The organism is Marinobacter flavimaris (assembly GCF_002933295.1).
GTDB lineage: Bacteria > Pseudomonadota > Gammaproteobacteria > Pseudomonadales > Oleiphilaceae > Marinobacter > Marinobacter flavimaris.
The window spans coordinates 25,723-45,539 of sequence record NZ_PSSW01000014.1 but is presented as its reverse complement, the minus strand read 5'-3'; the positions used below and the strand labels follow the sequence as shown (position 1 = coordinate 45,539).

Sequence of the window (19,817 nt, the reverse complement as noted above, 5' to 3'; positions counted from 1 at the left end):
CCGGTTTAGCGGGGGCAACTACATGCCGCGACTGGTTCAAACCTTAGAAAACAAGATGGATCAAAGTAAATGGCCGGTGACATTTTCACTTGGCATGGTCACTTTTAATGAGGCACCCGGTAGAGTCGATAAAGCTCTGATGCTGGCAGACGAAACCATGTACCTTGCGAAACGTTCGGGCAAAAACAGAGCTGCAATGCGTACCTTTCAGTGATTCCGGCGTTCACTTCTGGTGCCCAAGTCTGCGAGTTGGCCATTTGATCAAGTTGAATGGCTGACGCTTTATTCGGTTTGGAGGTTCTCGGTGTCATGGGGCTCTGGGATGGTCGATTCCAGAGAGACGTCAATAAGCCCATGCTGAAGTTTTTTCAAAAGGTGAAGCAGGCTGACACCGTCATCAAAGCTCATCTCCTGCATAGCCTGTCTGTAAAACTCGGCAATCGTGTCTTGCAGCCGGTTCCAGAACGTTCGACCGGATTCGGTAAGTACTACCAGTCTTGCTCTGCGGTCTTGGGGATCCTGTATCCGGACGACATGCCCATCCCTTTCCATTCGCTTAAGGACGCCATCAAGGTTTTGGCGACTGACGTACAGATACTCTTTGAGTTGATTGAATGAGGTGCCGTTTTCGAATCCTTCCCGGGACAATGCACCCAAGACCGCCCATTGAACGGCGCTGATGCCCATTTCATTCTGGACCTGGCGCTGCAGAATGTTTCCGGTCTGGAACAGGCGGAAAAAAAGCCGGTTGGGAATGCCTCCGGATTCGTTGACGATCATTTCGTATCCCGTTGGTAAAGAATGGTTCGCAAGCCCGTTAAGTTTATTTATCAACGATATCTTCACATAGATCCGGGGTGGTCTTCCGCATTTTCTTGCTTCAGTCCGGATGATAAGGGCGCTGTGAACCCGGAGTTCCCTGAGATCTCGCAGGGAACTCCGCGATCGCAGTTTTCACTCAGTTATTGATGAGCTTGCATTTGCTCTCCGAAAGCGGACGGAAGGCTTCGTTGCCCGGAATCGTTCGAACAATCTTGTAAAGATCCCATTCGCCGGTGGACTCTTCCGGTGTTTTTACCTCGGCCAGGTACATGTCATGAACCATCCGGCCGTCCTCACGGATACGACCGTTTTTGACGAACATATCGTTGATCGGAGTCTCTATCAGATGCTTTCGGACAGTTTGGGCGTCATCCGAGCCAGTAGCTTCCACCGCCCTCAGATATTGCATTGTGCTGGAGTAGATCCCCGCGTGAACCATTGTTGGACGGGTACCGGTTTCTTCCATGAAACGATCAGACCATTCACGGGTTTCATCGTTCATGTCCCAGTACCAACCGGTAGTCAGCTGCAGTCCCTGGGCCGCTTCGGTACCCAGGGCGTGAATGTCACTGATAAATACGACAAGACCAGCAATGATTTGACCCGACTGCGTGACGCCAAATTCCGCAGCGGTGGTGATTGCATTGGTTGTGTCCGCACCGGCGTTCGCCAGAGCAATGACGTCGGCTCCTGAAGCCTGGGCCTGGAGGATGAACGAGGAAAAGTCCGGCGTTGGGAATGGATGACGGATGCTTCCGAGAATCTCACCGCCATTGGCTTCTACAACCCGGGTAACGTCCGCCTCCATGGCATGACCGAAGGCATAGTCTGCGGTCAGTATGTACCAGGATTTGCCGCCTTCCTGAACGATCGCGGTCGGAGTACCGATGGACAGTGCGTAGGTGTCGTAGACGTACTGTATGTGATTGGGTGTACAGTGCTCGTTGGTGATGCTGGATGCAGCAGAGCCTGAGATCAGTCCCAATTTGTTGTTTTCTTCAAGTATCTTGGTAGTGGCGATGGTTACTGAAGAGGCCACCATGCCGCCAACCATGTCGACACCGTCGTTCTCAACCCAGCGACGCACTGTGCTGGATGCAACATCAGGGCTATTCCGATCGTCGGCACTGACCACCTCGATCTTGGCATTGTTTACTGTCCCGCCGAAGTCGGCAACAGCCATTTCCATGGCTTTAAGACCGTTCGGACCGGCAAGGTCACGGTAAGTGCCGGACATGTCAGCAAGGTACCCCAGCTTAACTGTGTCTCCAGAGATTGCTGCTTGGGTGGTACCTGCAATTAGAGCTGAGGCAACGACTGAGGGCAGAAGCTTTTTTGTATTTTTCATTGTTCTAACTCCGCTACGATACTTTTTGGTTTGGGTTCTCGTTACTGCTGTAAGGGTGACCAATTTGCTTACTTCGGCAGATATTCCCGTGCAACAATGTTTTTCATGATCTGAGCTGTGCCATCGCCTATCTGCAGGCCAAGAACGTCTCTCAGACGCTGTGCAAACGGCAGGTCCTCGCCCCAGCCGGTGTGGCCGTGAGCCAACAGGCACTGTTTCACAACGTCGAATGCCAGTTTCGGTCCCCACCACTTATTCATGGCTGCTTCGGCGTTATGGGGCAGGTCGTTATCTTTGAGCCACAGTGCGTGATAGCACTGCATACGGGCGGCGTGAACGTAGGTCTGGTATTCGGCCAGCGGATGGGTCAGGCCCTGGAAGGCAGACAGGTTCTGGCCGAAAGCGGTACGTTCGGTCAGCCACTGCCAGGTTTCATCCAGCGACTGCTGGGCCACAGCCAGGCATTGCAGGCCGATCAGGGCGCGGCTGTAATCGAAGCCCTGCATGACCTGTTTGAAGCCTTTGCCTTCGTCGCCCATCATGTGGCTGGCGGGCACCTCCACGTTGTCGAAGAAGATCGAACCGCGGCCGATGGCACGCTGACCGTTGTCCTCGAATCGGGTGGTGGTGATGCCCGGTGTGTTCATGGGTACCAGGAACGCGCTGATCCCGGAGGCGCGCTGTTCCACCGTGCCGGTGCGGGCGAATACCACTGCGACATCCGCCTGGTCGGCCATGGAGATGGAGGTTTTCTCGCCGTTGAGTACGTAGACGTCGCCCTTTTTCTCGGCTTTCAGGCGCAGGTTGGCGGCGTCGGAACCGCCGTGGGGTTCGGTCAGGGCGATGCAGGCCACCTTCTGTCCGGAGGTCATGCCGTGCAGCCACTCTTTTGCGAGGTCCGGTGAGGCGTGGCTGGCAATGATCTGGCCGTTAAGGGAGGTCAGCAGGGGAATGTAGCCAACGTTGAAATCCCCTTTGGAAATTTCCTCGATGATCAGGCCGCTGGTGACACAATCCATGCCGCTGCCGCCGAACTCTTCCGGCAGCTCGCCACCGAGCAGACCCATCTCGCCGAGCTGGCGGATAACAGCCTTTTCGATGACCCCTTCCTGGTCCCGTTTGCGATAGCCCGGAGCCAGCACCTCGGCGCTGAAGCGGGCCACAACCTCGCGAATCGCGTTCTGTTCTTCATTGAATCCGAAATTCATGGTGTTCTCCGGGCGTTGTCTGTGACCCGGCGGTGCGTCGCCACCGGGTCGATCGGCTTACTTGTAGAATTTCCGGAAGTCCGGCTTGCGCTTTTCCTTGAAGGCGTTGACGCCTTCCTTGGACTCGTCGGTGTCGTAGTAGAGGCTCAGGGCCTGCATGCCCAGGGCGCCAATACCGGCAATATTGTCGCTGTCGGCGTTGAAGGAGCGCTTGGCGATGGTCAGGGCCGTAGGGCTCTTCTCCAGGATTTCCTCACACCACTTCTGTACCTCTTCGTCCAGCTGCTCGGGCGGGACCACAGCATTGACCAGGCCCCATTCCAACGCCTGCTGCGCGCTGTACTTGCGGCACAGGTACCAGATTTCCCGGGCCCGTTTCTCGCCCACAACCCGCGCCAGATAGGCGGTGCCGAAACCTGGATCGACCGAGCCGACCTTGGGGCCGACCTGCCCGAAGATGGCGGTTTCCGAGGCGATGCTCAGGTCACAGATTACGTGTAGGACGTGGCCGCCGCCGATGGCAAAGCCGTTGACCCGGGCAATCACCGGTTTGGGCACTTCGCGGATGGTGCGCTGCAGTTCTTCCACCGGCAGGCCGATCAGACCGCGGCCGTCGTACTGACCCTCGTGGGCGCCCTGGTCACCGCCGGTACAGAACGCTTTGTCGCCGGCGCCGGTGAATACGATGACGCCGATGTCCTTGTTCCAGCCGGCGCGGTTGAAGGCGTCCAGCAGCTCCATGCAGGTCTGGCCCCGGAAGGCGTTGTAACGGTCCGGCCGGTTGATGGTGATGGTGGCGACGCCGTTGTTTTCGTCGTACAGAATGTCTTCGTAATTCATGGTGCGTTCTCCTAAATCATGTAGCTGGTCGCTTAGCCGGCCATGGTCAGGCCGCCGGACACACTGATGACCTGGCCGGTTATGAAGTTGGCATCGTCACTGGCGAGCAGGGCGATGACGCCGGGGTAGTCTTCCGGTTGCGCGAGGCGTTTCATGGGGACCGCGTTGCGGAAGGCCTCCAGCAGCTTTTCCGGGTTCGGGGCGGTATCTGCCACGCCTTTGAGCAGGGCGGTGTCGGTGGGACCGGGGCAGACCACGTTCAGGCAAACGTTTTTGGTGGCCAGTTCCCGGGCCACGGTCTTGCTGAAGCCCACCAGCCCGGCCTTGCAGGCGGCGTAGACAGACTCGCCGGAGGAGCCAACCCGGGCGGCGTCGGAGGCGACATTAACGACTTTGCCGCCGCCGGCTGCGACCATTCTCGGCAGCACCACGTGGTGCATGTTGAGCGCGCCCGTGAGGTTCACTGCAATCAACTGGTCCCAGAGCGTTGGCTCGGTTTTCAGGAATGGCAGAAATCGGTCGAACCCGGCGTTGTTCACCAGCACGGTGGGGGTGCCCAGGTCGGTTTCGATGGCCGCTACGGTCTCGGTGATGGCGGCGTAGTCGGTGATGTCCGCCGCGTAGGCACGGGCAGTGCCTCCGGCTTCGGCAATCAGATCAGCCGTGGCCTGTGCGGTTTTCGCGTCCCGGTCCAGTACGGCCACCAGGCTGCCTTCCTCCGCAAAGCGCAGGCATACGGCACGTCCAATGCCGCCCCCGCCGCCGGTCACGATGACTGTTTTTCCCTTGAGGCCTCTCATAATGACTTGCTCCTGTTGTTGTCGGATCACTGGGATTAACTGCGTGCGTTCGGTTACAGGCGAACCTTTTTGGCCTGCTCGCGCAGTTTGAATTTCTGGATCTTGCCGGAGGCCGTGCGAGGCATGGCCGCGATCACTTCCAGGTATTCGGGCAGGTAGTTCCGGGACAGTTGTTGTTCGGTCAGGTAGGTCTTTACCTGATCCAGAGTTATGTCGCTGGCGTGCTCGTCCAGGGTGACGTAGGCGCAGAGGCGCTCGCCCAGCCGTTCGTCCGGGCAGCCCACCAGGGCGACATCGACAATGCCGGGGAACTTGTAGAGGAGGTTTTCCACCTCCACCACGGGAATGTTCTCGCCACCGCGGATTACTACGTCCTTGGTCCGGCCGGTGATGCGGATATAGCCATCCTTGTCCATGCGGGCGAGGTCTCCCGTGTTGAACCAACCGGATTCGTCCACGCCATAGAGTTCGGGGCGTTTGAGGTAGCCGACAAACAGGCTGGAGCCCCGAACCAGCAGGCTGCCTTCCTCGCCGGCAGGCAGGTCATTGCCCTCAAAGTCGGTGATTTTCACGTCCATAAAGGGCATGGCCTTTCCATCGGATTGGCTGGCCCGTTCAGGCGGGTCTTCGGGGCAGGTCATGGTGACAGCGCCGTTTTCGGTCATGCCCCAGGCCGAGACGATCTTCGCCTTCAGTACCTTGCCGGCCTGTTCCACGACAGCGCTGGGGATGGGCGCTCCGGCGGACACGAAGATTCTCAGGGAATCCAGTTCACCTTCATGATTTGGCGCGGTCTTCACGAGGTCTGCCAGGAATGGGGTAGCTGCCATGGTGAAGGCCGGTTTCTCGGCGGCGTTTACCTTGCAGACGTATTCTGCGTCCCAGATGTCCTGGAGAATGGCGGTGGTGCCCAGATAGATGGGCATCATGATGCCGTACATGAAACCGGTCTGGTGTGCCAGGGGCGAGGCCATCAGCACCTTGTCGTCGGAGTTCAGGTGCAGGCGATCGGCATAGGGGCGCACGTTGGAGAACAGCGTGTTGGAGGTGTGCATGACCCCCTTGGGCTCCCCGGTGGTGCCGGAGGTATAAAGGATGTAGATGGCGTCGTCGGCGTTGAGCTGACGTTCGGAAAACAGAGCTGTGACGTCCTGCCTTTCTTCCCAGGGCGTCTCTGTCAGGCGTTCTTCAAAACTGCGCTCGCCAACGCCTCCGATCACCAGCAGGGTTTCGAGGTCTGGCAACTCGCCGCGAATGCCGTCAATCATGGCTTCGTAGTCAAAGCCACGGAATGCCTTTGGAATCACCAATAGTTTGGCCTCGCCATGCCTGAGCATGAAACGCAGTTCCCGCTCCCGGAAAATGGGCATCAGCGGATTCAGAATGGCGCCGATTCGCATGCAGGCCAGGTGCAGGGCCGTGGTCTGCCACCAGTTGGGTAGCTGGCAGGCCACCACTTCGCCTTTTCCGATGCCCATGGCTGCAAGCCCTGCCGCTATGCGGGTGACCCGGTCGTTGAGTTCCCGATAGGTGAGGGACGTGCGGGTGTCGCTGGTGACCTGATAGCCGACGATCGCTTCCCTGTCCGGGGTGCTGGCGACCGCCTGGTCGAAGTAGTCGGTAATGATCTTGTCGTTCCACGCGCCGCTGTTGATCATCGCGGCACGGCGTTCCGGATTGAGCGAGATGCCTGTATCCATCGTGTTCACCTGTTGTGTCCGGTTTGTTGTTGTTAGAAGGCCTCCGACCTCAATTGCAGGGTCCTGCCTTGTCCGGTTCAACATACGCGCGCTTGGAATAATATGTCAACATATTGCTTTAAGGATCGAGAGTCGTGTCACCAGGATGGGTGGGTGAAATATTCAGTTTTGTTAATCTAAATCGAAGAAAATACAGAAGATCATTTTGTGGGGTTAGGTGGGATTTTAAAGCAATATATTGATTGAAATGTGCGAGGTTGTGGCTCCGGAGGATGCGAGCAATTGGGTTGACTCAGTGTGGTGGTCCGGAGGTGCTTTATTTGGCAGAAGTCGGATTGGGAGATCCAATAGTCCCTGTCCAAAAGGACTGGGCTTTCCCGATGAGAGTCCTGCCTTACGTGCTGCCGTTAGCCCCCGGTTCTTCGAGTCCATCAGCCACTGGATACTCAGGTGTTGAAGTCTCTGATGAGCGGCGGCATCCAGGCAGTGGTTACCAAACCATCTAAACCATGGTTAATTGTTCCGCCCTGTCGCCATAGCTAGTGTGAAGTTGTTCTGAAACAACAACAACACAGAGGTGACTTCATGAACAAACGTATCTGTATCGTCGGTGCCGGGGCGGCTGGCCTGCATCTGGGACTCTATCTGCAGCAGCACAACGTCGATGTAACCTTGTATTCCGATCGGCGTCCTGAGGACTATCGCACAGCCCGTCTTCTGAACACGGTTGCGCACCACTCCGTTACGATCGCCCGGGAGGCGGATCTGAACGTGAATAAGTGGCCAGTCAACGAGAACGGCTATTACGGCCACTATTATTATGTCGGCACACCAACCCCCCTCCGTTTTTACGGGGATCTGGCAACGCCGAGTCGAGCAGTTGATTACCGTCTGTACTTGCCGGAGCTCATGACTTCGTTTGCCGAGCGCGGTGGACTTATCGTGCATGAGCAGATCAGCGCCGATGACCTCGAAACGCTTTCCGAGCAATACGATTTGCTGGTGGTCTGCACCGGCAAAGGCGGGTTTGGATCGCTGTTTGAAGCCCGGGAATCCGCTACGCCTTTCAAGACGCCTCAACGGGCTCTCTGTGTGGGGCTGTTTAAGGGGATCAAAGAGGCCCCCATCCGCTCAGTGACCATGTCCTTCTCGCCGGGCGCCGGTGAAATGATTGAGATCCCGACGCTGTCTTTTGATGGTATGTGCACAGCATTGGTGTTGGAAAACCATTTCGGTGGCGACCTCGAGATTCTGTCCAAGACCAAATACGACAATGACCCTCGGGCGTTCCTGGATCTGTTGCTTGAAAAACTTTACAAGCATCACCCCTCTGTTGCCGAAAGGATCGATCCGGAGAAGTTCGATCTGGCGCATGACGCGAACGACATCCTTCAGGGCGCTGTTCCCCCCATTTTTCGGGAGGGTTCTGCCCAATTGAGCAATGGGAAAACGGTGATCGGATTAGGGGATGTCATGGCGACCGTGGATCCGTTGCTGGGGCAGGGCGCCAACATGGCGTCTCACGCTGCTCGGGTGCTAGGCGAAGAAATTGTAGCGACCAACGTCTTCGACGAACGCTTTGTCGAGCATCTGGAATCCCGACGGGAAGACCGTGTTCTGTGTGCGACACGCTGGACCAACTACATGCTCAAGAACCTCAAGGAGCTACCTCCAGAGTTCCAGCAATTCATCGGCACCCTGAGCCAGAGTCGGGAGATGGCGGATGAATTCACCAACAACTTTAACTATCCCGAAAAGCAATGGGATTACTTCTCAAGCCCGGACCGCCTCGCCGAGTGGTGCAAGAGATTTGCTGGTCCGCAGGCCGCCTGAGAAGGAATGTTGCGGTCACTCAGAGTGAGTGGCCGTTTGCTCAGAACAAAAAGAGGAAAACATCATGTCAGCACTTAAATGCTCTGCCATCGAGGAACTTGATGGCCAATCTTTTCGTCAGGCTGTCTCGCTGTTCGCCACCGGCATTGGGGTAATCAGTTCCGAGGATAGTCATGGCGACATTCACGGGGCGACAGTCAACAGCTTTACGTCCATAAGCCTTGAACCACCGACCATTATGGTGTCGCTCAAGCCGGGAAAAATGCACGGCATGCTCACTGAGCGCGGAAGTTTTGGTGTCAGCATTCTGGGTGAGAACCACAAAGACTATTCGGCCTATTACAGTCGGCGCGATCTGAACGGCATGCCTGCCCCCGAATTTACCAAGCGCCAGGCTCTCAAAACCCTGACCGACGCCATCGCCTGGTTTGAGTGTGAGGTTGTGAAAACGGTCGACGTCAATGACCACACGCTGTTCATAGCCAGAGTGACTGCCTGTGGCAAGTCCGATACTGACAGCCAGGCACCGCTTCTGTTCTTTGCGAGCAAGTACCACCACAACCCAGCCCCCATCGCCTGAGGGCAGGCTTCTATAACAACAAATACAACATTGATTCTGGAGGTTTTATGTTGGGTGCATTTGAAAAGAAAATGGCCGGACACGGTGTTCTTATGATTTTTTCAACCCTGGTGTTCGGGGTTGCGCTCTGGATGAATCTGGTCGGGGGATTCGAGATTATTCCGGGCTACATCGTGGAATTTGACGTGCCGGGTACCCCCGAAGGATGGGCCAAGGCCCACATAGGGCCGGCCCTGAACGGCATGATGGTCATAGCCGTCGCGTTCATTCTCCCCCACCTTGATTTCGAGGCTAAAAAGGCCCGGATTCTTGGATGGATCATCGTCGCGGACGGTTGGTCCAACGTGGGTTTCTACTTCTTCTCCAATCTCTCCGAAAACCGTGGTTTGACGTTTGGTCCGAATGTATACGGGGAAGGCAATATTTTCAGCGTGTTAGCGCTTGCACCTGCCTATCTGTTTGGCGTTCTGGCGTTGTGGGCCCTGTTCGTCATTGGTCTGAAGGCGCTCCGAACGAGCACCCAGCGTTCAGCATAACTGCGCAGTCGCAACGGCTTTGTTTACGACAACAACAAAAGAGACTTGTCATGCGAAAACATACGAAATTAGCTATTGGTTTGCTCGGCGTTCCGCTTATGGCCGCCTCTGGATTCGCCTGGTCGACGGAGGGGTTGAGGCTTGAAGGCTATGGTGCCGTTTCGAGGGCTATGGGCGGAACGGCCCTGGCTCAGGACGTAGGCGTGGCGGGCATGATGGTTAATCCGGCAACCTTGTCAATGGCACCCGAGGGCCGCCGTTTCAGTCTTGGTGCGGATGTGATCACAGCGGACATCGTTAATGAGGACCTCACGACCGGTGAACAGGTGCGGTCGTCGGACCGGGGGCAGAACCGGGGGCCCTACGTTGCGCCACAGATTGGTTACACGGTAAACCGGGGCGACTGGGCATTTGGGGTTGGTGCCTTTGCGCTGGGTGGTTTGGGGACCGAATACGGCAGCGACAGTTTTCTGTCAGATGGGACCAGTGGCACGGCTACGGGTTTGGAAAACAGCAGCCGGCTGTTGGTTGTCGATATACCGTTTGCTCTGAGCTTTCGGGTGAATGAGAGTCTTTCGATCGGTGCCACTGTAGATGCGGTATGGAGCGGCATGAATCTGAATCTGCTGCTGGGGGCAAATCAGGTGGGTAGCCTGATTGCCGACGGCCGTGTCAGTGGAAGCCTGCTGGGCACCCTGGCTACTTTGCCTGCCCTGGATGGCGCTCATCTGAGCTTTACCCGGGAGCACCCATTGAGCAGTGGCGCAGATGCATGGGGTGTCAGCGGCCGCTTAGGCCTGAGCTGGCGGGCATCAGATAATACGCGTGTGGGTGCAGCCTATAACTTTGGAACCCGCCTGAATGATTTGCAGGGCGATGCGGTTCTTACCGCGGTGGATCTGGTGGCCGGGCAGATTCCCATCAAGGGACACGTCGAAATCACTGATTTTCAGATGCCCGCCTCTCTTGGGTTCGGGGTAACCCATGAGCTTCGGGACCACTGGCGTGTGTCTCTCGATGTGTCGAGAGTGTTCTGGCGTGATGTACTGAAGGATATCCATGTCGGTTTTACCAGTGACGGAGGTGATGATCTGAATCTGGTCGTCCCCCAGAATTACAAGGATCAAACCATTGTTGCCGTTGGGTCTGCGTATTCGATTGGCGACTGGGTTTTACGAGCCGGCTACCGTCATGGAACCGAGGTGGTGCCTGATCGTGACCTGTTTGTGACCCTGCCCGTGACCCCTACCCGGATCCTCTCAACCGGTTTCTCATATCGATTGTCCACTCGAAGTCAGATTGATTTTGCGTATTCCCATAATCTCGAAATCGACAGGTCAAACCCGCAAAACACCAACACTGGAAATCCGGTGAGAACGACGGAGTCTCAGGACAACTTCGTCCTGAACTACGCGCTGAACTTCTGAGGTGAGCCGGATGAAAAAACTACTGGTGTTGTATCCACGTCCCGTCGACGAAGACGGCTTTCTGACCTATTACCGAGAGGTCCATCTTCCGAAAGCACTGGAGTTGCCGGGCTTGCTGTCAGCCTCCTACAGCGTGACGAATGATGAGGGTGCACCGTTCTTCGTGTACTTCGAAGCCGCTTTCCGGAATGGTCCGGCACTGGAACGTGCCATGTCCTCGGATGTGGGGATTTTTCTGGCGGGTGATATCGGCAACTTTTCCCCCAAAGGTGCGGTGACCGTGGTCTCGGATACCGACATTCTGAAACCTCTGGTGGTCACACCGGAGCGATTGAGTGCAGGAGATGACAATGAACTATGAAGCAGCTCTAACCATTGGTGGTATGAAGCATAGCGGAGAGGCGCCCTCGCTGGATGTCGTGGATCCTGCCAGTGGGCAGGTGTTCGCACAGTGTCCGGGCACTTCAGTCGCCCAACTGGATCAGGCCGTGGCGTCCGCGAAGACGGCCTTTGGCCACTGGCAACATACTCCCGAGAGCGATGTGCGCGCCATGCTGCATGAGATTGCCGGTCGCATTGAGGCCAACGCCTCAGAACTGGCGCACATGGTGGTTCAGGAACAGGGTAAGCCACTGGCACTTGCCGAGATGGAAGTAGGTGCCGCTGTTGCCTGGACTCGATACACCGCTGATCTGGATATTCCAGTCAAGGTCATCGAGGACAGCGAAACCCGGCTTGCCGAACTGCACCGCAAGCCGCTTGGCGTTGTGGGCTCCATTACACCCTGGAACTGGCCGCTCATGATTGCGGTCTGGCATATCATGCCAGCGCTTCGCACCCGTAATACGGTGGTTATAAAACCAGCGCCATTAACGCCATTCAGTACCCTGCGAATGGTCGAGCTGATCAACGAGGTGGTGCCGCCCGGTGTCGTGAACAGTGTGACGGGCGACGTTGAAATCGGCGAGGCAATGAGCACCCACCCGGGTATCAGCAAGATGGTGTTTACCGGTTCAACTCCGACCGGCAAGGCGATTATGCGTGGGGCCTCGGATACGCTGAAAAGACTGACTCTGGAACTCGGGGGTAACGATGCGGGCATCGTGCTGGATGATGCCGATCTCGATGAGATTGCCGGTGCCATTTTCCAGACATCGTTTCTCAACATGGGGCAGACCTGTGCCGCGCTGAAGCGATTGTACGTTCATGACTCCCTGTACGAAGACCTGGTTCAGCGTCTTGCCACCATGGCGAGAGAACAAGGCGTTGGCAGTGGGTTTGATGCGGCAAACAGCTTTGGCCCTGTCCAGAACCTGAAACAGCTGCGATACATTGAAGAGCTTGTCAGCGATGCGAGAGAGAACGGAGCCCGTATCGTCTGTGGGGGTGAACGAATGCCGGGCGAGGGCTTCTTTTATCCGCCAACCATTGTGGCGGATATATCCGATGGAACCCGGTTGGTGGACGAGGAGCAGTTTGGTCCTGTGTTGCCGGTGATTCGTTACACCGACATTGAGGAAGTGATGGTCCGAGCCAATGACAATCCCAACGGCCTTGGTGGTTCCATCTGGGGCCGTGATCTGGAGCGGGCCAGGGCTCTGGCAATGAAGCTGGAGACTGGAACGGCCTGGATCAACAACCACGCCGAAGTGCTTCCCCATTGCCCGTTTGGAGGTTGCAAGATGTCGGGTATAGGCGTTGAGTTCGGTGAGGAGGGTTTGCTCGAGTACACCACCGCTCAGCTTGTCAGTATGAATCGCGGAGGGGGTTAGTCAGCCCGTTAGCGGTTTCCCGAAAGGTTTGTTGTTGTGCCCTTGGGGGCTGGGACGGGCAACCGCCTCAGCCCCGGTTTTCAGGGGAAGCGCTTGGGGCTACTATGCCAGAGAGCTTGTCTGGGGGCGCTGGACTGGCTCGCGGAATGTGTTGCGCCAGCCTTACAACAACAAAAACCGGTTCCGGGCATGTATGAATTCATAAAGCGTATTTTCCGTAACAAGCCAACCTTCAGGATTGGTAGCGTTGATCTGGATGGTCAGGATGACTATCAGACCCAAAAAGAGAAGTTTGCCCGGATTATTCTGGATCAGATGTACCACTTTGCCGGGCTCCTGGACGGGGAGGGAAACATCCTTGAGATCAACGTCCCTGCGCTGCGAGGAGCTGGTCTTTCCATGGAAGACGTGGTTGGTACGCCGTTCTGGGAGGCTCGCTGGTTTGCGCTGTCTGAGGAAAGCAGGGCCTCCCAGCGGGAGATGGTTCTGCGGGCCGCGCAGGGTGAGTTCATCCGTCGAGATATCGAAGTCTATGGTGAGGCCAGCGGTGAGCGAACCATCATTACGGATTATTCTCTCACACCCTTGAGGGATGAGGCCGGCGAGGTGCGGTTCATTCTCGCGGAAGGCCGGAATATCACCGAGAAGAAAAAAGTAGAAGTTGAGGTGGCAAGGAAGAAAAACGAACTTGAGGAGCTCCTTAAAAAAAACCGGGAACTGGACGAACAAAGAAATCGCTTCTTTGCCAACATCAGTCACGAACTCAAAACCCCGCTGTCGCTGATTATTGGCCCGGTTGATGACATTTTCTCTCAAAGCAGTGGTTTATCCGAACGGCAGAAGACGGACCTGTCAGCCATCAGGCGAAATGCCATTACCATGCTCAATCTCGTGAATGACCTTCTCGATCTTGCGAAAGTCGATGCGGGAAAGGTTCAGCTCTTTTATGAAGTGATTCCCATGGTCGGGTTCATGAAAGAGGTTGCTAGCCATTTCGATGCGATTGCCCTGCAAAATAATATTGCGTTTGCTCTGATGGTTCCGGACGGTCTGGAGATCGAAGCGGATCGGGAGCGCCTGAGCCAAACCGTGTTCAATCTGATCTATAACGCGTTCAGTGTGACCCCCCGAGGCGGGCGTATCAGTTGCTCTGTCGAGGAGCACGAGAATGACCGGATACTGATCAGCGTCACGGACACGGGGCCTGGCATCGACTCAGACCAGAGGGCAAAGATTTTCGAACGCTTCGAACAGGGAGCGGGCCTGCTTCAGAGTACGCGCCAGGGAACAGGGTTGGGGCTGGCGATCGTCAAGGAGTTCGTTGATCTTCATAGGGGTACAGTAACGGTTACCAACTCTCCGGTGGGTGGCGCCCTGTTCAGTGTGGAGTTACCGGCCAAGGCACCCTGTGGTACTGGCGTCCGTGAAAGTGTCAGAAACAGCAACCGCGATACGGGGAGTCTCCTCGTTCAAGATGGGCATCAGGGAGATGAGCCATCAGCCTCTGAAGCAACCGGAAAGCCGAGGGTGCTGGTGGTCGACGACAACCGTGAAATGAGGGAGCTGATTGATCGTGTACTCAGTGATGAATATCAGGTCCGCACGGTCGATGGCGCAAAAAAAGCGCTGGCGATTCTGGAATCGACTCAGCCCGATCTGATCATTACCGACCTCATGATGCCGGAGTTCAGCGGTGATGAGATGATCCGATCCATTCGCAATCGAGTGGATTCTGCTCAGATTCCTATTCTGGTGCTCTCGGCCCATTCGGGGGGAGCGGTCAAAAACGAACTGCTCTCGAAATACGTCCAGGATTATGTCACCAAGCCGTTTTTTGTGCCGGAGTTACTGTCGAGGGTTCGGAATATTGTGACTATGCGGGATGCGCGACGGGCTCTTCAGCAGGAGCTGGAATCCCGGGACACGAATCTGATGCAGCTTACCCGGGAGTTGATTGAGGGTCGCCGGCAACTTCAGCGCAGTTTCGACGCACTGCGAAAATCCGAAGGGCGTTGGCGGGCGATTCATGAGAATTCCGCTGTTGGTATTGCTGTCGTCGATACCCACTGGATGTTCGTGAACGTGAACCCGGCTTTTTGTCAGATGTTGGGTTACTCTGCTGAGGAACTTATGGGGCGCTCGGTGATTGATTTCACCCATGAGGCTGATCGGTCGATCACCGGGAATCGTCTGAACCAGCTTCTATCAGGGGACATTGAAAACTACCACTATCAGAAGCGATTTATCAGCAAACAGGGTTATGAGGTCTGGACCAGCTCCAGCGTTTCTGTGATACCCCAAACTGAAGATTCGCCACCCCTATTAATGGGCGTCGTTGAGGACATCAGTGAGCGCAAACAGGCCGAGCTTGAGTTGGAAGAAGCCCGTTTGGAGTTGGCGCGGGTAATGAGAGTCACGTCCATGGGTGAACTGGTGGCGTCGATCACTCATGAAATCAATCAGCCGCTTTCCGCAATCGTTGCCAATAGTCAGGCTGGGCTCCAGTGGCTGTCCCATTCACCCCCAAATGTCGACGAGGCTTCGAGAGCAATCAAAAACATCCAGCGCGACGGTGAGCGTGCGGCTGATGTGGCCATTCGGATTCGTGGGTTTATGAAGCGCGATGCGGGGGAGCTCCAGCCGATTGATTGGACTGATTTGATCTCGGACGTTCTGGATTTCGTCAATGAGACCGCCCGTAAGATTGGTATTCGGATTCATACCGTAATCGAGTCGGATCTGCCTGTAACCACGAGCGATAAAGTACAGCTGCAGCAGATCCTTCTGAATCTGGTCCTGAATGCGATTGATGCCATGAAGAGCATGGCCAGCAACGATAAACGGTTACGTTTGCATGTTCGGTATTGCCCTCAGATCGCCAAGATCCGTGTTCTGGTCAGCGACAGTGGGCCGGGCGTTTCGCTGAAGGCCCGTGGCCGTGCCTTCGAACCCTTCTTCACCACCAAGTCAGAGGGCCTGGGGATGGGACTGGCCATATGCAGGACAATTGCCAGTCGTCTGGGAGGCGATGTTGCGCTCCTGGATGAGGAGCCAGGGCAGGCAGGTGCTACGTTTGAATTGACGGTGCCATTAGAAGGTAACAGCCATGGGTAAGACGCAAACTGTCTACGTCGTTGATGATGACCTTTCGATGCGGGAGGCCATCAGTAGCCTGCTCCGTTCTCACGGATTCAACGTTGTGCCCTGTGAATCTGCGAAAGCGTTTCTGGACAGTTTGGTACTTGAGAGACCCTGCTGTTTGGTGCTGGACGTCAGCATGCCCGAAATGACGGGTGTTGAATTACAGGAACACCTGATTGGGATCGATGAGTTGGTACCGATCGTTTTCGTGACCGCTCATGGCGATATCCCTATGTCAGTGAAGGCGATCAAGGCAGGAGCCATAGAGTTTCTACAAAAACCGGTGAACCAGGATCACTTGTTGGAGGCCGTCCATCAGGGTTTGCGGCAGGACGCGAGAAAACACGAAGAGCTCAGCCAGTTAGCCAGCTTGAAAGAACGGGTAAACCTGCTGACTAGGAGGGAAAAGGAGATCCTCAAAGAGGCAGTAAAAGGCAGGCTCAACAAGCAAATTGCGGCTGATTTGGGTGTGGCCGAAGTGACGATAAAGGTTCACCGGCACAATATGATGCAGAAACTCGACGTACGATCACTTGCTGAGCTTGTTCGTATCGCCGAGCGTTATCCTGATTTGTTTTAACCGGGAACCGTGTTTCTGGCAACCTTTTTGAGAATGCTCAGGACTGCAACGTGGAGCACCCCAGATACCGGCCATGAAACCGCAGATGCTGGTCGATAAAACTCGCGATAAAGAAGTAGCTGTGGTCGTAGCCCTCTCGAAAGTTCAGCTCCAGCGGGTAATTGCTGATGCTGGCCGAGGCCTCAAGCGCCTCTGGCTGAAGCTGTTCAGTCAGGAAATTATCCGCATCGCCTTGATCGACCAGGGCTGGTACGAACTGTGTTGCATCCCGCATCAGCAGGCTGGCGTCGTATTCGGCCCAACGCGCGGTGTCCTTGCCCAGGTAGGCGGTGAAGGCCTTTTTGCCCCAGGGGCAATTTACCGGGTTGCTGATCGGGCTGAAGGCCGATACGGACTGGAATCGTTCTGGGTTGCGCAGAGCCAGAACCAGAGCGCCGTGACCACCCATTGAATGGCCGGAAATCGAGCGTTGATCCGTTACCGGGAACACCGATTCGATCAGTGCGGGCAGCTCATTCAGCACGTAGTCATACATGCGGTAGTGGGGATGCCATGGGCTTTCCGTGGCATTCACGTAGAAGCCTGCGCCCTGGCCAAGATCGTAGCTTTCATCGTCGGCAACGTCATCGCCGCGGGGGCTGGTGTCCGGTGCCACGATGGCCATGCCCAATTCCGCGGCCACACGGTGGGCGCCGGCTTTCTGCATGAAGTTTTCATCGGTACAGGTCAGGCCGGACAGCCAATAGAGCACCGGTACTTTTTCCCCGTTGGCTACTCCTGGCGGAAGGTAGATCGCAAATCGCATTCTGCAACCCAGGGTTTCAGAACGGTGACTGTACTGCTTGTGCCAGCCACCGAAACTCTTGTTGCTGCTCAGGTTTTCGATTGTCATCGGGACCTCCATCGGTCGGCCACCTGCGGGGCAGGTGGCCGTCGCGATTACTTGTCGAAATGAATTACGCTGCGGATGCTCTTGCCTTCATGCATCAGCTCGAAGGCTTCGTTGATGTCATCAAGCCCCATGGTGTGGGTGATGAAATCATTGAGCTTGAATTCACCCTGCAGGTAACGCTCGACAATGCCGGGCAGCTCGGAACGGCCTTTGACGCCACCGAAGGCAGAGCCCTTCCAGACGCGACCAGTGACCAGCTGGAACGGGCGGGTGGAGATTTCCTGGCCTGCCCCGGCAACGCCGATGATGACCGACTCGCCCCAGCCCTTGTGGCAGCACTCCAGTGCGGACCGCATGACATCGACGTTCCCGATGCATTCGAAGGAATAGTCCACGCCACCGTCGGTCAGTTCGACGATCACTTCCTGAATCGGCTTGTCGTAGTCTTTGGGATTGATACAGTCGGTTGCACCAAGCTGTCGTGCCAGGTCGAACTTGCTGTCATTGATATCGATGCCAATGATTCGGCTCGCCTTGGCCATGGTCGCACCAATAATCGCAGACAGGCCGATGCCGCCGAGCCCGAAAATGGCCACCGTGGCGCCTTCTTCCACCTTCGCGGTATTCATGACCGCGCCCATGCCGGTGGTGACGCCACAGCCGAGCAGGCAGACCTCTTCCAGCGGGGCTTCCTTGTTGACCTTCGCCAGTGAAATCTCCGGCAGAACGGTGTACTCGGAGAAGGTCGAGCAACCCATGTAATGATGAATGGGCTGGCCGTCCTTGTAGAAACGGCTGGTGCCATCGGGCATGAGTCCTTTGCCCTGGGTTTCGCGGATTTTCCCGCACAGGTTGGTTTTGCCAGACAGGCAGAATTTGCACTCGCCACACTCGGGGGTATAGAGCGGAATGACGTGATCGCCGATCGCCACACTGGTGACTCCTTCGCCGACCGCTTCTACAATTCCGCCGCCCTCGTGACCAAGGATGGCCGGAAAGTTGCCCTCGGGATCTTCTCCGGAGAGGGTGAAGGCATCGGTGTGGCAGACACCCGTTGCCATCACTTTTATTCTCACTTCTCCCGCTTTCGGGGGCATGACATCCACTTCTTCAACGGACAGTGGCTGACCGGGGCCCCAGGCAATTGCCGCTTTTGATTTGATCATTTCAGCCATAGTGTTCTCCATCGGTATACAGGAAGGGCGGGCGCCGCCCGATCGAAGTGCCCATTGTATTTATAGTGATCTGATTGATAATGACCGCTCTCAGTAAATAACTTTTACTGGTGTGCAATAATCAAGATGGCACACCATGAACGGGGACAGTCATGCATCGCTGGGAAGGGGTAGATGAATTCGTGGCGGTAGCCGAAACCGGGAGCTTCACCCGTGCCGCGAAGCAACTGGGCGTCTCGACCGCACAAGTGAGCCGACAGGTCAGTGCCCTGGAGGCCCGCTTATCAACTCGCCTGTTTTATCGAACCACACGTCGCGTGTCTGCCACCGAGGCCGGGCAGCTGTATTACCAGCACTGTCGCCAGGTGCTTGATGCCCTTGAGCAGGCGGAGCGTTCCATCACCAATATGCAGCTGATCCCCCGAGGCAGGCTGCGACTCACGGCGCCGGTGACCTATGGAGAAAAGTCGATTGCGCCACTGGTCAATGACTTTGTTGTGCGTTACCCCGAACTTGATGTGGAGATGCATCTTACCAATCAGACCCTGGACCTGGTGGCTGAAGGCTACGATCTTGCGGTGCGCATGGGTAAGCTGGAGGACTCCACTCTGATGGCGCGGCGGCTTGCATCCCGAACCCTGTACGTGTGTGCGTCGCCCGATTACCTTGCGACGCATGGCACGCCGCACTCGCTCTCCGAGTTGGCGAATCATAACTGTCTGCTGGGCAACCTCGATTACTGGCGCTTCCAGGAAGCAGGGCAGCCCCGAAATGTCCGGGTCAAAGGAAATATTCGCTGTGACAGCGGCAGGGCTCTGCTCGATGCCGCCCTCAAGGGCATTGGTATTGTTCAGTTGCCGGATTATTACGTTCAGGCTGCAGTGGACTCGAGGCGGCTGATCCCGGTGCTGACTCACTACCAGGAAGACGATGACGGTATCTGGGCGGTGTATCCTCACAATCGCCATGTATCACCGAAAGTGCGACTGCTCCTCGATTTTTTTGCCGACTCACTGGTGTAGGTCGCCCCCTTTCTTCATCGACTGATGACCGGGTTCGGGCACAGTCGGTCCCCCGGTCAGGGTTCCGCATCAAGAGGCCACGAGTTGCAGATACCGTTCCAACGTCTATGGTGAATGAACAGTCCTACCATTCTGATGGCT

General features: G+C 56.2%; 18 protein-coding genes. 10 read left to right on the top strand and 8 right to left on the bottom strand.

Features of this window, described 5'->3' with window-relative positions:
* The first annotated feature begins 22 nt into the window (after positions 1 to 22).
* Positions 23 to 214, top strand: coding sequence for a nucleotidyl cyclase domain-containing protein (locus MDHKLMBL_RS19040; protein WP_104272144.1), 192 nt, complete (start codon positions 23 to 25; stop codon positions 212 to 214).
* A 68-nt stretch (positions 215 to 282) separates the two neighbouring features.
* Here the strand turns inward: MDHKLMBL_RS19040 and MDHKLMBL_RS19035 are convergent, their stop codons facing one another.
* The 6 genes from MDHKLMBL_RS19035 to MDHKLMBL_RS19010 all read right to left on the bottom strand — a co-directional run bounded on the left by MDHKLMBL_RS19035 (position 283) and on the right by MDHKLMBL_RS19010 (position 6,718).
* Positions 283 to 780, bottom strand: coding sequence for a MarR family winged helix-turn-helix transcriptional regulator (locus tag MDHKLMBL_RS19035; protein ID WP_104272141.1), 498 nt, complete (start codon positions 778 to 780; stop codon positions 283 to 285).
* Between the two features lie 178 nt (positions 781 to 958).
* A complete protein-coding gene (locus tag MDHKLMBL_RS19030; RefSeq protein WP_104272136.1) occupies positions 959 to 2,170 on the bottom strand; it encodes an ABC transporter substrate-binding protein in 1,212 nt (403 codons plus the stop codon).
* Between the two features lie 68 nt (positions 2,171 to 2,238).
* The gene (gene aliB, locus MDHKLMBL_RS19025; protein ID WP_104272131.1) at positions 2,239 to 3,378 is read right to left on the bottom strand and encodes a cyclohexanecarboxyl-CoA dehydrogenase; all 1,140 of its coding nucleotides are present in this window, start codon (positions 3,376 to 3,378) and stop codon (positions 2,239 to 2,241) included.
* Positions 3,379 to 3,435: 57 nt separating this feature from the next.
* Positions 3,436 to 4,218: an enoyl-CoA hydratase-related protein gene (locus MDHKLMBL_RS19020; RefSeq protein WP_104272127.1), complete on the bottom strand. Its 783-nt coding sequence runs from the start codon at positions 4,216 to 4,218 to the stop codon at positions 3,436 to 3,438.
* Positions 4,219 to 4,250: 32 nt separating this feature from the next.
* Positions 4,251 to 5,018 carry an SDR family NAD(P)-dependent oxidoreductase gene (locus MDHKLMBL_RS19015; protein ID WP_104272124.1) on the bottom strand — a complete coding sequence of 256 codons (768 nt, stop codon included), beginning with the start codon at positions 5,016 to 5,018 and terminating at the stop codon, positions 4,251 to 4,253.
* A 53-nt stretch (positions 5,019 to 5,071) separates the two neighbouring features.
* The gene (locus tag MDHKLMBL_RS19010; protein ID WP_104272119.1) at positions 5,072 to 6,718 is read right to left on the bottom strand and encodes an AMP-binding protein; all 1,647 of its coding nucleotides are present in this window, start codon (positions 6,716 to 6,718) and stop codon (positions 5,072 to 5,074) included.
* A gap of 585 nt (positions 6,719 to 7,303) precedes the next feature.
* Between MDHKLMBL_RS19010 and styA the strand changes: the two genes are divergently transcribed.
* The 8 genes from styA (at position 7,304) to MDHKLMBL_RS18970 (ending at position 16,587) form a co-directional block, all read left to right on the top strand.
* Positions 7,304 to 8,551 (top strand): styrene monooxygenase subunit StyA, encoded by a 1,248-nt coding sequence (gene styA / locus MDHKLMBL_RS19005; protein WP_104272114.1) that lies wholly within the window; start codon positions 7,304 to 7,306, stop codon positions 8,549 to 8,551.
* A gap of 64 nt (positions 8,552 to 8,615) precedes the next feature.
* Positions 8,616 to 9,131 carry a styrene monooxygenase NADH-dependent flavin reductase subunit StyB gene (gene styB / locus MDHKLMBL_RS19000; protein WP_104272111.1) on the top strand — a complete coding sequence of 172 codons (516 nt, stop codon included), beginning with the start codon at positions 8,616 to 8,618 and terminating at the stop codon, positions 9,129 to 9,131.
* Between the two features lie 47 nt (positions 9,132 to 9,178).
* Entirely contained in the window at positions 9,179 to 9,667 is a 489-nt protein-coding gene (styC, locus tag MDHKLMBL_RS18995; protein ID WP_104272109.1) for a styrene-oxide isomerase StyC, read from the top strand.
* Positions 9,668 to 9,717: 50 nt separating this feature from the next.
* Entirely contained in the window at positions 9,718 to 11,094 is a 1,377-nt protein-coding gene (locus MDHKLMBL_RS18990; protein WP_104272107.1) for an OmpP1/FadL family transporter, read from the top strand.
* A 10-nt stretch (positions 11,095 to 11,104) separates the two neighbouring features.
* Complete coding sequence (locus MDHKLMBL_RS18985) at positions 11,105 to 11,455, top strand: EthD family reductase (RefSeq protein ID WP_104272104.1); 351 nt, start codon at positions 11,105 to 11,107, stop codon at positions 11,453 to 11,455.
* The gene (locus tag MDHKLMBL_RS18980) at positions 11,445 to 12,866 is read left to right on the top strand and encodes an aldehyde dehydrogenase family protein (protein WP_104272101.1); all 1,422 of its coding nucleotides are present in this window, start codon (positions 11,445 to 11,447) and stop codon (positions 12,864 to 12,866) included. The genes MDHKLMBL_RS18985 and MDHKLMBL_RS18980 overlap by 11 nt, the downstream gene beginning before the upstream one ends.
* A 189-nt stretch (positions 12,867 to 13,055) precedes the next feature.
* Positions 13,056 to 15,980: an ATP-binding protein gene (locus MDHKLMBL_RS18975; protein WP_104272099.1), complete on the top strand. Its 2,925-nt coding sequence runs from the start codon at positions 13,056 to 13,058 to the stop codon at positions 15,978 to 15,980.
* Complete coding sequence (locus MDHKLMBL_RS18970) at positions 15,973 to 16,587, top strand: response regulator transcription factor (RefSeq protein ID WP_104272097.1); 615 nt, start codon at positions 15,973 to 15,975, stop codon at positions 16,585 to 16,587. The genes MDHKLMBL_RS18975 and MDHKLMBL_RS18970 overlap by 8 nt, the downstream gene beginning before the upstream one ends.
* 37 nt (positions 16,588 to 16,624) lie before the next feature.
* Here the strand turns inward: MDHKLMBL_RS18970 and fghA are convergent, their stop codons facing one another.
* Entirely contained in the window at positions 16,625 to 17,479 is an 855-nt protein-coding gene (fghA, locus tag MDHKLMBL_RS18965) for an S-formylglutathione hydrolase (RefSeq protein ID WP_104272095.1), read from the bottom strand.
* 47 nt (positions 17,480 to 17,526) lie between these two features.
* Positions 17,527 to 18,645 (bottom strand): S-(hydroxymethyl)glutathione dehydrogenase/class III alcohol dehydrogenase, encoded by a 1,119-nt coding sequence (locus MDHKLMBL_RS18960; RefSeq protein WP_241956275.1) that lies wholly within the window; start codon positions 18,643 to 18,645, stop codon positions 17,527 to 17,529.
* A gap of 161 nt (positions 18,646 to 18,806) precedes the next feature.
* Here MDHKLMBL_RS18960 and MDHKLMBL_RS18955 point away from each other — a divergent pair, with 161 nt between their 5' ends.
* Positions 18,807 to 19,676, top strand: coding sequence for a LysR family transcriptional regulator (locus tag MDHKLMBL_RS18955; protein WP_104272092.1), 870 nt, complete (start codon positions 18,807 to 18,809; stop codon positions 19,674 to 19,676).
* The last annotated feature ends 141 nt before the right edge of the window (positions 19,677 to 19,817 follow it).

Coding starts and splice junctions, on each gene's coding strand:
- MDHKLMBL_RS19040 (WP_104272144.1), top strand. CDS start 23: ATGCCGCGACTGGTTCAAACCTTAGAAAACAAGATGGATCAAAGTAAA.
- MDHKLMBL_RS19035 (WP_104272141.1), bottom strand. CDS start 780: ATGATCGTCAACGAATCCGGAGGCATTCCCAACCGGCTTTTTTTCCGC.
- MDHKLMBL_RS19030 (WP_104272136.1), bottom strand. CDS start 2,170: ATGAAAAATACAAAAAAGCTTCTGCCCTCAGTCGTTGCCTCAGCTCTA.
- aliB (WP_104272131.1), bottom strand. CDS start 3,378: ATGAATTTCGGATTCAATGAAGAACAGAACGCGATTCGCGAGGTTGTG.
- MDHKLMBL_RS19020 (WP_104272127.1), bottom strand. CDS start 4,218: ATGAATTACGAAGACATTCTGTACGACGAAAACAACGGCGTCGCCACC.
- MDHKLMBL_RS19015 (WP_104272124.1), bottom strand. CDS start 5,018: ATGAGAGGCCTCAAGGGAAAAACAGTCATCGTGACCGGCGGCGGGGGC.
- MDHKLMBL_RS19010 (WP_104272119.1), bottom strand. CDS start 6,718: ATGGATACAGGCATCTCGCTCAATCCGGAACGCCGTGCCGCGATGATC.
- styA (WP_104272114.1), top strand. CDS start 7,304: ATGAACAAACGTATCTGTATCGTCGGTGCCGGGGCGGCTGGCCTGCAT.
- styB (WP_104272111.1), top strand. CDS start 8,616: ATGTCAGCACTTAAATGCTCTGCCATCGAGGAACTTGATGGCCAATCT.
- styC (WP_104272109.1), top strand. CDS start 9,179: ATGTTGGGTGCATTTGAAAAGAAAATGGCCGGACACGGTGTTCTTATG.
- MDHKLMBL_RS18990 (WP_104272107.1), top strand. CDS start 9,718: ATGCGAAAACATACGAAATTAGCTATTGGTTTGCTCGGCGTTCCGCTT.
- MDHKLMBL_RS18985 (WP_104272104.1), top strand. CDS start 11,105: ATGAAAAAACTACTGGTGTTGTATCCACGTCCCGTCGACGAAGACGGC.
- MDHKLMBL_RS18980 (WP_104272101.1), top strand. CDS start 11,445: ATGAACTATGAAGCAGCTCTAACCATTGGTGGTATGAAGCATAGCGGA.
- MDHKLMBL_RS18975 (WP_104272099.1), top strand. CDS start 13,056: ATGTATGAATTCATAAAGCGTATTTTCCGTAACAAGCCAACCTTCAGG.
- MDHKLMBL_RS18970 (WP_104272097.1), top strand. CDS start 15,973: ATGGGTAAGACGCAAACTGTCTACGTCGTTGATGATGACCTTTCGATG.
- fghA (WP_104272095.1), bottom strand. CDS start 17,479: ATGACAATCGAAAACCTGAGCAGCAACAAGAGTTTCGGTGGCTGGCAC.
- MDHKLMBL_RS18960 (WP_241956275.1), bottom strand. CDS start 18,645: ATGATCAAATCAAAAGCGGCAATTGCCTGGGGCCCCGGTCAGCCACTG.
- MDHKLMBL_RS18955 (WP_104272092.1), top strand. CDS start 18,807: ATGCATCGCTGGGAAGGGGTAGATGAATTCGTGGCGGTAGCCGAAACC.